The organism is Caulobacter sp. GSs2, assembly GCF_058680895.1.
This window is the reverse complement of sequence record NZ_CM178725.1, coordinates 2196249-2207859: the sequence shown is the minus strand read 5'-3', so window position 1 is coordinate 2207859 and position 11611 is coordinate 2196249. Positions and strand designations below refer to the sequence as shown.

Annotated in this window: 8 protein-coding genes and 1 pseudogene; 5 read left to right on the top strand and 4 right to left on the bottom strand. The window is 65.6% G+C overall.

Features of this window, described 5'->3' with window-relative positions:
* Positions 1-5: 5 nt before the first annotated feature.
* The 3 genes and pseudogenes from ACW17Z_RS10720 to ACW17Z_RS10710 all read right to left on the bottom strand — a co-directional run.
* A pseudogene (locus ACW17Z_RS10720) lies at positions 6-98 on the bottom strand (hypothetical protein); the annotation flags it as partial.
* Positions 94-1074 (bottom strand): TraB/GumN family protein, encoded by a 981-nt coding sequence (locus tag ACW17Z_RS10715; RefSeq protein WP_492055994.1) that lies wholly within the window; start codon positions 1072-1074, stop codon positions 94-96. The pseudogene ACW17Z_RS10720 and the gene ACW17Z_RS10715, both read right to left, overlap by 5 nt.
* A 155-nt stretch (positions 1075-1229) precedes the next feature.
* Positions 1230-3356: a M3 family metallopeptidase gene (locus tag ACW17Z_RS10710; protein ID WP_492055993.1), complete on the bottom strand. Its 2127-nt coding sequence runs from the start codon at positions 3354-3356 to the stop codon at positions 1230-1232.
* A 146-nt stretch (positions 3357-3502) separates the two neighbouring features.
* On the opposite strand from ACW17Z_RS10710, the gene ACW17Z_RS10705 reads away from it, so the two are divergent.
* From ACW17Z_RS10705 to ACW17Z_RS10695, 3 genes are all read left to right on the top strand, one after another.
* Positions 3503-4354 carry a glutamate racemase gene (locus ACW17Z_RS10705; protein WP_492055992.1) on the top strand — a complete coding sequence of 284 codons (852 nt, stop codon included), beginning with the start codon at positions 3503-3505 and terminating at the stop codon, positions 4352-4354.
* Positions 4355-4877: 523 nt separating this feature from the next.
* Positions 4878-6047, top strand: coding sequence for a DUF8462 domain-containing protein (locus ACW17Z_RS10700; protein ID WP_492055991.1), 1170 nt, complete (start codon positions 4878-4880; stop codon positions 6045-6047).
* Between the two features lie 183 nt (positions 6048-6230).
* On the top strand, positions 6231-8642 hold the full coding sequence (locus ACW17Z_RS10695) for an FtsK/SpoIIIE family DNA translocase (RefSeq protein ID WP_492055990.1): 2412 nt from the start codon (positions 6231-6233) through the stop codon (positions 8640-8642).
* A gap of 29 nt (positions 8643-8671) precedes the next feature.
* Here the strand turns inward: ACW17Z_RS10695 and ACW17Z_RS10690 are convergent, their stop codons facing one another.
* On the bottom strand, positions 8672-9094 hold the full coding sequence (locus ACW17Z_RS10690) for a PaaI family thioesterase (protein WP_492055989.1): 423 nt from the start codon (positions 9092-9094) through the stop codon (positions 8672-8674).
* A gap of 90 nt (positions 9095-9184) precedes the next feature.
* Between ACW17Z_RS10690 and ACW17Z_RS10685 the strand changes: the two genes are divergently transcribed.
* Positions 9185-9907, top strand: coding sequence for a hypothetical protein (locus tag ACW17Z_RS10685; RefSeq protein ID WP_419319404.1), 723 nt, complete (start codon positions 9185-9187; stop codon positions 9905-9907).
* A gap of 42 nt (positions 9908-9949) precedes the next feature.
* Positions 9950-11560, top strand: coding sequence for a cisplatin damage response ATP-dependent DNA ligase (locus ACW17Z_RS10680; protein WP_492055987.1), 1611 nt, complete (start codon positions 9950-9952; stop codon positions 11558-11560).
* Positions 11561-11611: the final 51 nt, after the last annotated feature.

Below are 11611 nucleotides of genomic sequence, written 5' to 3'. Positions count from 1 at the left end.
GGCTATCCGGGACCCAGGGGCAGCCGCATTGCATTGGCCCCTGGGTCCCGGCTCTCCGCTTCGCTGCGGCCGGGATGACAAAATTTATGAGTTCTAATCCGGCGGCGAGGTCACCGTCGCCCCGCCCGCCTTCAGCCGGTCCAGCACCCCATTGGCCGGCAGCAGAAAGGCCAGATCGACCACCGCCACCGTGACGCCCGGCCGGTTCAGCGCGCTCGACAACGCCGCAGCCGACTGGCCGATCTGCTGCTCCAGCAGTTTGGCCCCGCCGGGCGATCGCAACAGGCAGCGCTGGGCGGCGCTGGCGGAATAGCGGGCGCGGACACTGGCCAGATCCCCGCGCGCCCAGTCCGAACCGATGGTGGTGGGCCGGCCGCCTTCATATTCCAGCTCGTCGAGGGCATCCGTCAGGCAGGCCAGCTGGGCGTCCTTCGACAGCTTGCCGGCGGCGCTGACCACCGCGCTCATGCGGTACTGGCCCATGGCCTTGATCCTGACCTTGCGGGCCCTGGCCATGCGCTCGATCGTGCTGACCGGCTTGGCTTCGGACAGCCCGGCGGCCTGGCGGAAGTCTGACAGCAGCAGGAATCCCGCAATGGCCGGCGTCCAGTTCTTGTACTCGCCGGCGCTCTTCTTGGCTCGGGTGCGGCCCGAGATGAAGCGGGCCTTCAGGTCCGGCGGCAGCTCGTCTTCCAGCCTGTCGCCCAGACCCTGACGCAGGCCCGCGCCGCCCTTGAGCACGAAACCGGCGATCTGGCCCGGACCGACCGAGGCCTTGGGCGGGGCCAGTAACAGGTCGGCCTGATCGAGGGCCCGTTCCAGGCGGGGACTTTTCCAGGCCATCTGATGGGGCAGGGGCGCGGCCGCGCCGACGACATAGAGCTTCGCGCCGCCCTTCTCGACCAGCCAGATCGCAGGACCAGGGGCGCGGGCGACCACCAGCAGTTCCTCGACCACCGCGCTGCCGGGACCGTCGGGGGCGGGCCCCAGGTCGACGGTCTGGGCGTGGGCGGTCGCCGTTAAGAGCAGGGCGGCGGTCGCAAGCGCGACGAAAGATGGTTTTACGAACGTCATGTCGTCTCTTTAAACCTTGTCATCCCGGCCGCACCCCGGCGAAGGCCGGGGGGAGAGCCGGGACCCAGGGCCAACGCGTTGCGGCTGCCCCTGGGTCCCGGATAGCCTCTGCGAGGCTTCCGGGATGACAAGCTTTTTGGAGGTGAGAGCGGCGCTTAAGCCCCCGGCGGCACCGGGAAGCCACGATCGCGCATCAGGGCGCCGATCTTCACGTCGCGGCCGCGGAAGGCCTTGAACTGGTCGACCGGATCGACCGAATTGCCCTTGGACATGATGGTGTCGATCAGCCGCTGGCCGGTCGGCTTGTCGTAGAAGCCACCGGGAGCCTCCTGGAAGGCCTCGGCGACGTCGGCGGTCAGGGTGTCAGCCCACAGATAGCTGTAATAGCCGGCCGAATAGCCGTCGCCGGAGAACACGTGACCGAACTGCGGCGTGCGGTGGCGCATGACGATCTCCTTGGGCATGCCCAGCTTCGTCAGCTCGTCGCGCTCGAACTTGTCCGGATCGATGTCGACGTCGCCGGCCAGGTGCAGCTTCATGTCGATCAGGGCGCTGGCCAGGTATTCGGTGGTGGCGAAGCCCTGGTTGAACTTGTCGGCGGCCTTGATCTTGTCGACCAGGGCCTGGGGGATCGGCTCGCCGGTCTTGTAGTGGACGCAGAACTTGCTCAGCACCTGCGGGGTCGGCAGCCAGTGCTCGTTCAGCTGGCTGGGGAACTCCACATAGTCGCGCGCCACGTTCGTACCCGACACTGTCGGATAGGTGGCGTTGGCGTTGAGGCCATGGATGGCGTGGCCAAATTCGTGGAACAGGGTGGTGGCGTCATCCCACGAGATCAGCACCGGCTCGCCAGGCGCGCCCTTGATGAAGTTGGAATTGTTGGACACCAGCGTGGTGATCTCGCCCTTGAACCGCTCTTGGGTGCGATAGGCGTTCATCCACGCGCCCGAGCGCTTGCCCTCGCGGGCATAGGGATCAAAGTACCACAGGCCCACATGCTTGCCGGCGCGGGTCACCTCATAGACGGTGATGTCCTCGTGATAGACCGGCAGGCCTTCGACCTTGCTGTACTGGAAGCCATAGACCTCGCCCGAGGCCCAGAACATCGCCTCGCGCAGCTTTTCCAGCTGCATGTACGGCTTCACCTCGTTCATATCGAGGTCGTACTTGGCCTTGCGGACCTTCTCGGCATAGTAGCGATAGTCCCACGGCTCGATCTTGAAGCCGCCCTTTTCCGCATCGACGATGGCCTGCATGGCCGCCACATCGATGGCCACCTGGGCAATGGCCGGGGTCCACACCGCCTCCATCAGGGCCATGGCCCGTTCAGGCGTCTTGGCCATGGCGTTTTCCAGGCGCCAGTGGGCGTGGGTCTTGAAGCCCAGCAGCTTGGCGCGCTCGACGCGCAGCTTGAGGATCTTGGCGATCAGGGCGTTGTTGTCGGTGGCGCCGCCGCCATCGCCGCGATTGACGAAGGCTTTCCAGACCTTCTCGCGGGTGGCGCGCACCGGCGAATAGGTCAGGTAGGGGTCCACGCTGGAGCGCGTGTTGACGATGATGGACTTGCCCGCCAGCTTGCGCTGCGCGGCATTGGACGCTGCATTGCCTTTCAGCGAGTCGGGCAGGCCGACCAGATCGGCCTGCGTCAGCTCGATATAGGTGTTTTCGTCGGCCAGCAGGTTCTGGCTGAACTTGGTGAAATAGCCGGCCATCTCGGTGTTGATCGCCGCGACCCGGGCCTTGGCGGCGGGGTCGAGCTTGGCGCCGGCCCGCACGAAGTTGGTGTAGTAGATCCACAGCACGCGCTGCTGCTCGGAGGTCAGCTTGGCCTTGTCCGGCGCGTTGTAGATCGTCTCGATGCGTTTGAAGAGCGCGGCGTTCTGGGTGATCTTGTCGCCGAAGCTGGCCAGCTTGGGGTCCATCTCCTCCTCGACCGTCTGGAACTCCGGCGTGCTCATATTGCCGCCCCAGATGCCGTAATAGCAGTAGAGGTCCGACAGGGTCCGGCCGCTGTCTTCCAGGGCGGCGATGGTGTTGTCGAAGGTCGGCGCGGCGGTGTTGGCGGTGATGGCGTCGATCTCGGCCAGGTTCTTGGCCATGGCCGCTTCCAGGGCCGGCTTGAAGTCGGCGACCTTGACCTTGTCGAAGGCCGGCACGCCGCCATAGGGGCCCGTCCACTTGGCGAGCATGGGATTGCCGTCGGCGGCCATGGCGAAACTCGGATTGAGGGTCGCGGCGACGCCGGTGGCGGCGGCTGATGCGAGGAAGGTACGACGTTGCACGGATGATCTCCGGTGGAAGTGTTGGCGGCGACCCTAGGCCAGCCCCGGGCCGCCGTCACATGACAGGACCGTAACCTTTGACCTCGGCCGAAAAGCGGCAGCGTGGCAGCGTGGACGAAACGCGCGGGCAAGGCTAAACCAGCGCCATGTCCATCGGCGTCTTTGACTCAGGGGTTGGCGGTCTTTCCGTCCACCGCGCTCTCGTGCAACGCCTCCCGCAGGCGGATTTCACCTATCTGGCCGACCAGGCCAACGCGCCCTATGGCGTGCGCACCGGCGAGGAGATCGTCGATCTCACGCGCGCCGGCTGCGAGCGCCTGTTCGAGACCGGGGCCAGTCTGGTCGTTCTGGCCTGCAACACCGCCAGCGCCATCGCCCTGCGCCGTCTGCAGCAGACCTGGCTGCCCGGCTATCGCAAGCAACTGGGCCGCCCCGTCAACATCCTGGGCATCATCGTGCCGACCATCGAGGCGGCCACCGGCCTGCCGTGGGAGCACGAGGCCGAGCGGCGCGGCGACAAGGTCGAACAGCTGGACGTGCTGGGCGTGTTCTCCACCCCCGCCACGGCCCGCTCGCGCGTCTACGAGATCGAGATCGACAAGCGTAAACAGGACCTGGCGGTGTTCTCCCAGCCCTGCGGCGACCTGGTTCCGATGATCGAGGCCGACGCCGGCGCCGTCGAACTGGCCAAGGCCGTCGAGGCCCATGTCCAGGCCCTGAAGACCCGCATCGGTCGCCATCCGGACCGGGTGGTGCTGGGCTGCACCCACTACGAGATCATCGCCGACATCTTCCGCGCCGCCCTGCCGGCCGGCACACCGCTGATCCAGCAGCCCGCCGCGACCGCTGACGCGCTGGAGCTCTATCTGGAGCGTCATCCGGAGCTGGATCCAGGGACGGGCGGCAGCCGGGTTTTCCTGACCACCGGTGAGCCGGGGCCGCAGAACGGCCTGGTCGAGAGCTTCTGGGGCGGGCCGCTGCGGCTTGAGGCGGCGTAAGGCCTTTCTCCAAGGCCGGCACGCACAGCTGCTATTTATCTAGTCGGGCGCCAATTGACGCTTCGTTAGTCGCGTCAAAACCAGTTCGCGAATTAGGAAGTTTATCAAGTTATGGCACCAACTGCGCATAACCATATAAACTCGCTAAGTGCATCAAGGCCAACTCGGTAGCAGCGAGTTTACGGAGTTATGACGCAAACTCCGCATAACCACATAAACTGGCTAATGCATCAGAAGCCAACTCGGCAGTTGGGAGTTTATCGAGTTATATCGCGAACTCCGCATAACCGTATAAACTGGTTAGATGCATCAGAAGCCAACTCGGCAGTTGGGAGTTTATCGAGTTATATCGCGAACTCCGCATAACCACATAAACTGGCTAGTGCATCAAAAGCCAACACGGCAGTTGGGAGTTTATCGAGTTATGTCGCGAACTCCGCATAACCACATAAACCCCCTAGCTAGGCGGTGCCAACAGGGTTATACGACGATCTCCGTATAACTTACTAAAGTAGCTATATCTATGGATCCCGTCCGTAATCCGTACGCCCCCGGAGCAGGCAATCCGCCGCCAGAACTCGCCGGCCGGGCTGACGTTCTTCAGAAGATTGAAGTCTCCCTGAAGCGATGCGCACAAGGCAGGCCCATCCAGTACCCGCTGATGGTTGGACTCCGTGGCGTTGGGAAAACCGTCCTCTTAGTACGGGCGCAATCAATGGCCGAAGACGAGGGGTTCATAGTTCTCGACATCGAAGCTCATGAAGGGAAGACCCTTCCTGAATTGCTAGTCCCGGGAATGCGGAAGGCCCTCTTCTCTCTGAGCATGGTGGAGGGGGCAAAGGACAAAGCAAGGCGCGGACTTCGTGTTCTGAAGAGCTTCCTGAGCGGAGTTACGATCGGTTTCGCAGGCTTCGAAATTGGTGTCGAGGCTGAGGCCGGAGCAGCGGACAGTGGCGATCTGGAGGCGGATTTGCCTGAAATGATTGCCGCACTCGGCGAAGCTGCGAAATCAGCTGGTCGCCCAGTCGCAATCATCATTGATGAGCTACAATATCTCTCATCTCTTGAGATGAGTGCGCTCATCATGGCTATGCACAAGGTGAACCAAAAGGTTCTACCAATGGCAGTGATTGGTGCGGGTTTGCCCCAGCTGCTTGGCCTTGCCGGGAACTCCAAATCCTACGCGGAGAGACTATTCACCTATCCCGCCATCGGAGCATTAAGCGAACCTGACGCTATCGCAGCAATCGAAAACCCCGCCAAATTAGAGGGTGTTCAGTTCGAAGAAGATGCGATCAGAGAGATTATGCGTCTGACGGCCTGTTATCCCTACTTCCTTCAGCAATGGGCTCACGATTCGTGGAATGCTGCCCGCGGTAGAGTTATAACGAAGGCGGATGTTGATCAGGCAACGCCGATCGCAATCCGTGCACTAGACGAAAGTTTCTTCAAAGTACGTTTCGAACGATGCACTCCGGGCGAAAAGAAATACATGCGAGCCCTCGCTGAATTGGGGCCTGGACCTCATCGTTCAGGCGACATCGCGGAGAAACTTGAAGTGAAAGCCACCAGCGTCGCGCCCACCCGAAATAATCTGATAAAAAAGGGGATGATTTACTCACCCTCGTATGGCGACACAGCCTTCACTGTGCCGTTGTTCGATGAGTATATGAAACGCGCCATGCCGAACTGAGTAGCCAAATCGGGCGTCTAATGTCTTCGTGAAACTGTCCGCGATCGATCCATACCGCCCAATTTCCGACCACGGCGGCGTAAGCTGCGACCATCTGAATCGTCGCGATGACGATCAGCGTAAACGCCCCTTAACCCTCTTGGCGCACAACATCCCGGCTGGACTTGGTGCTTGGGGTGTTTCATGGCGCGAGCGGCGCGGCGTACAACGGCGGAGCTCTTCTGGGATGCGATCCGCTACGGCTGGGCCCAGCCCTGGTCGGCGCGGTTCCGCGGCGGCCTGGTCACCGTGGTGGGCGCCGGCCTGCTGCTGGCCGTCGCCACCTATAACGCCGCCGATCCCAGCCTGAACGCCGCCACGGGGCAAAGCCCGACCAACGCCCTGGGCGGGGCGGGCGCGGCCGTGGCCGATATCATGATCCAGTCCCTGGGCCTGGCCGGCTGGGGCGCCGCTCTGCTGATGCTGGTGTTTGGCGTCACCCGCGTATCGCAGGCCGATCCGGCCGCCGAGCGGCGCGACCTGCGCCAGCGCGCCGGTATCGGGACCCTGGGCCTGCTGGCCCTGGCCGGTCTGCTGTCGGCGCCGGCCCCGCCGGCCGCCTGGCCGCTGGAAAAGGGCCTCGGCGGGTTCTGGGGCGACGGCCTGCTGCACCTGATCGCCGCCATCTTCGATTTCGCCCGCGTGCCCGGCGCCCGGCTGATCGCCGCCATCCTGCTGGCCATCGGCGCCGCCATCGCTCTGGGCTACGCCATCGGCTTCCGCCGGTTCGACCCGGAAGCCATCGCCCACGCCGTCGGCGACGCCCTGCAGCCGCGTGAACGCGCCGAGCCTGAGCCTGCGGCCCCCGCGCCCAAGGCGCCGCGCGCCCGCAAGGCCGTCGAGACCCCCATCCCGCCGCGTCGCCCGGCCCGGCCCGAGGTCGAGGTTCCCGAACAGGCCTATACGCCGCCGTCCGCCGCCCATGACGACGCGGACGAGGACGAGCCCGTCGCGGCCCGCCCGCTGGCCATCGCCAAGCCCAAGACCCTGCCCAAGGACAGCGGCCGCGAGCAGCGCGAACAGCAGAAAGCCTTCAATTTCAATGACGAGGGCGGCTTCCAGCTGCCCGAGCTGGCCATGCTGGCCAAGGCCAAGCCGCGCTCGTCCGAGGTTGACGCCGCCGCCCTGCGCCAGAACGCCCGCCTGCTGGAAAGCGTGCTGGCCGAGTTCGGGGTCAAGGGCCAGATCGACCAGATCCGTCCCGGCCCCGTGGTCACCATGTACGAGCTGGTGCCCGCGCCGGGCGTCAAGACCGCCCGGGTCGTGGCCCTGGCCGACGACATTGCCCGCTCGATGAGCGTGATCTCGTGCCGCGTGGCCGTGGCCCAGGGTCGCAACGCCATCGGCATCGAGATGCCCAATTCCAAGCGCGAGACGGTCTATCTGCGCGACCTGCTGTCCAGCAACGACTACGACAAGTCCACGTCGATCCTGCCCATGGCCCTGGGCGAAACCATCGGCGGTGAGCCCTATATCGCCGACCTGGCCAAGATGCCCCACCTGCTGATCGCCGGCACCACCGGCTCGGGCAAGTCGGTGGGGGTCAACGCCATCATCCTGTCGATCCTCTACAAGCTGCCGCCGGACAAGTGCCGCTTCATCATGATCGACCCCAAGATGCTGGAACTGTCCGTCTATGACGGCATCCCGCACCTGCTGGCGCCGGTCGTCACCGATCCCAAGAAGGCCATCGTCGCCCTGAAATGGACCGTGCGCGAAATGGAGGACCGCTATCGGCGGATGTCCAAGATCGGCGTGCGCAACATCGGCGGCTTCAACGACAAGGCCAATGAGGCCCTCGACAAGGGCGAGCATTTCGAGCGTACCGTTCAGACGGGGTTCGACGACGCCGGTCGGCCGATCTACGAGACCGAGCAGATCCGTCCCGAGCCCATGCCCTATCTGGTCGTGGTGATCGACGAGGTCGCCGACCTGATGATGGTGGCCGGCAAGGACATCGAAGGCGCCGTCCAGCGCCTGGCCCAGATGGCCCGCGCCGCCGGCATCCACCTGATCATGGCTACCCAGCGCCCGTCGGTCGACGTGATCACCGGCACCATCAAGGCCAACTTCCCCACCCGGATCAGCTTCCAGGTGACCAGCAAGATCGACGCCCGCACCATCCTGGGCGAGCAGGGCGCCGAGCAGCTGCTGGGCCAAGGCGACATGCTCTACATGGCCGGCGGCGGGCGGGTCACGCGCCTGCACGGTCCGTTCGTCAGCGACGGCGAGGTCGAGGCCGTGGCCAGGTTCCTGCGCGACCAGGGCACGCCCAACTATCTGGAAGAAGTCACCGCCGGCGGCGACGAGGAACAGGAAGAGGCCATCGAGGGCGCCTTCGGCGGCGAGGGCGGGGCCAACGATCTCTACGACCACGCCGTGGCCGTGGTCACCCGCGACCGCAAGGCCTCGACCAGCTACATCCAGCGCCGCCTGCAGATCGGCTACAACCGGGCCGCATCCCTGATGGAGCGGATGGAGAAGGAGGGTGTGGTCGGCGCCGCCAACCACGCCGGCAAGCGCGAGATCCTGGCGCCGCCGCCCCCGGGGCTGTAGGGCGCGTCTCGAGCCAAAAGCCCGCCGCCTTACGCCCCGGCCACCTTGAACGTCGCATGGGCCCGCGCCACTGGCTTGCCGTCGGCCCGCACCGTGGCGTCGGCGTAGCACAGGCTCTTGCCGGGCTTGATGAAGTCGGTGTCGAACGTCAGCCACTGGCCCAGCTTCGCCGCGCCCAGATAGTCCAGACTCAGGGAGACGGTGACCAGTCCGCTGGACGGGATGTTCAGCGCCTTCAGCATCACGCCGCACGACAGGCCCATGGCGTTGTCGGCCAGGGCGGCGATCAGGCCGCCATGCGGGGCGCCGCGCGAATTGGTATGGGGCTCGCGGATCTCGATGCCCAGCACCCAGCGGTCCTCGCGAATGTCGGCATAGAGCGGCTCCCACGGCGTGGTCAGGGGGCTGTGACGCGTATGAAGCGTGAAGGGCTCTGGCGGCTGGAAGGTCATGGCCGGTCTCCGATCGGCAATTCAAACATGTGTTTGAATTGACCGCAAGCGCCCTCGGCATGCTAGCGTCGGCCCGCAATGGGGGATCCGATGGCCAGGGACAACGGCGCGCGAAAGCTGGATGCGGCCAAGGTGGTCGACACGCTGGACCATCTGCGCATCCGCGTCGCCGAGCGCTTTCCCGACTCCGGTCTGGCCCAGGTCTGCGAGCAGCTGACCCTGACGGCGCGCACCACCGCCCAGAGGGCCAGGCGGCTGTCGCGACCCTATCTGGGGCTGCGCCTTCTGGTTCTGGCCGTGGTGCTGGTCGCGATCCTGGCCGAGCTGGCCCTGATCGCCCGGCTGGACTGGCTGGCCACCCTGCGCGGCGCCGACGCGCTGCGCCTGGCCCAGGGGCTGGAGCCGGCGGTCAATCTGATCCTGTTGTCGGGCGCCGCAGCCTGGTTCCTGGTCTCGCTGGAAACCCGCTGGAAGCGCGGCCGGGTGCAGAAGGCGCTGCACGAGCTGCGCTCGTTCGCCCACGTCATCGACATGCACCAGCTGACCAAGGACCCGACCCTGGTGCTGGGGCCGCGAACGCCGTCCTCGCCGGTACGCGAGATGAACCGCTTCCAGCTGGCCCGCTATCTGGACTATTGCGCCGAGATGCTGGCCCTGACCGCCAAGCTGGCGGCGCTCTATGCCGGCGAGAGCGATGATCCGGTCATTGTTTCGGCCGTCAACGACATCGAGACCCTGACGTCGGACCTGGGGCGCAAGATCTGGCAGAAGATCATGATCCTGGGCCAGCTGGACGAAGCCCGTTCGGCCTGACCCGTCGAGATGACCTGAACCGGAGCCGAGGGGAGGCGTTCGATGTCCATGCGCGCCTTCGCCCACCTGCTGGACCGGCTGTCCCTGACCAGCTCGCGCAACGCCAAGCTGACCCTGATCGAGGACTTTCTGCGCGGCCAGCCTGATCCCGACCGGGGTTTCGCCCTAGCGGCCCTGACCGGGGCCCTGTCGTTCTCGGCGGCCAAGCCGGCCTTCATCCGCAAGGCGGTCGAGGCGCGGATGGACCCCCAGCTGTTCGCCTGGTCCTACGACTTTGTCGGCGATCTGGCCGAGACCGTCGCCCTGGTCTGGCCCACGCGGCCGGGCCCCAATCGTGAACCCGAACTGTCGGAGGTGGTCGAGGCCCTGCGCACCGCCTCGCGCGGCGAGGTCCAGCGGCTGATCGAGGACTGGCTGGACGCCCTGGATCCCGACGGCCGCTGGGCGCTGCTGAAGCTGATGACCGGGGGCCTGCGGGTGGGGGTTTCGGCGCGGCTGGCCAAGCAGGCCTGCGCCAATCTGGGCAAGGTCGAGATCGGGCAGATCGAGGAGGTCTGGCATGCGCTGGAGCCGCCTTATGGCGACCTGTTCGCCTGGCTGGAGGGCCGGTCGGAGCGGCCTTCGCCCGACGCGCCGGGGCGCTTCCGGCCGGTGATGCTGGCCCAGGCCATCGACGAGGCCGTGGATTTCGCCAGGCTCGACCCGGCCGACTATGTGGCCGAATGGAAATGGGACGGCATCCGCGTGCAGGCGGTTTCGGAGCGCGGCGAGCGGCGGCTCTATACCCGCACCGGCGACGACATCTCGGCGACCTTTCCCGACGTTCTGGCGGCGCTGGATTTCGACGGGGCGCTGGACGGCGAGCTGCTGGTGATCCGCGACGGAGCCCTGGCCTCGTTCGGCGATCTGCAGCAGCGCCTGAACCGCAAGACGGTGGACGCCAAACAGCTGGCGGCCTTTCCCGCCGGCATCCGCGCCTATGACCTGCTGCTGGACGGCGAGACCGACCCGCGGTCGTTGCCCTTCACAGCGCGCCGAGAACGGCTGGAGGCCTTCGTGGCCAGGATCGCCAGTCCGCGCATCGACCTGTCGCCGCTGCAGCCGTTCGAGACCTGGGAAGCCCTGGCCGTCCTGCGCGGAGAGCCGCCCGAGGGGGATGCACGGCTCGCCGAAGGCCTGATGCTCAAGCGCCGCGACAGCGTCTATGAGCCCGGTCGCCCCAAGGGGCCGTGGTTCAAGTGGAAGCGCGATCCGCGGTTGATCGACGCGGTGCTGATGTACGCCCAGCGCGGCCACGGCCGGCGCTCGAGCTTCTATTCCGACTACACCTTTGGCGTCTGGCGCGAGGACGAGCGGGGCGATCGGTCCCTGACCCCGGTGGGCAAGGCCTATTTCGGCTTCACGGATGACGAGCTCAAGCAGATCGACAAATTCGTGCGTGACAACACGGTTGAGCGGTTCGGACCTGTGCGTTCGGTGCGGGCCGACGAGGGCTTTGGCCTGGTGTTCGAGGTGGCGTTCGAGGGCCTGCAACGCTCGACCCGGCACAAGTCAGGGGTCGCCATGCGCTTTCCGCGCATCAGTCGAATCCGCTGGGACAAGCCGGCCCGGGAGGCCGATGAACTCAAAACGCTAGAGCGCCTGCTGGACTAGGGCCCAGCGTTTACGTCTCCTTTGCCAGTTTCGCCCTAGGCCAGAGGATGG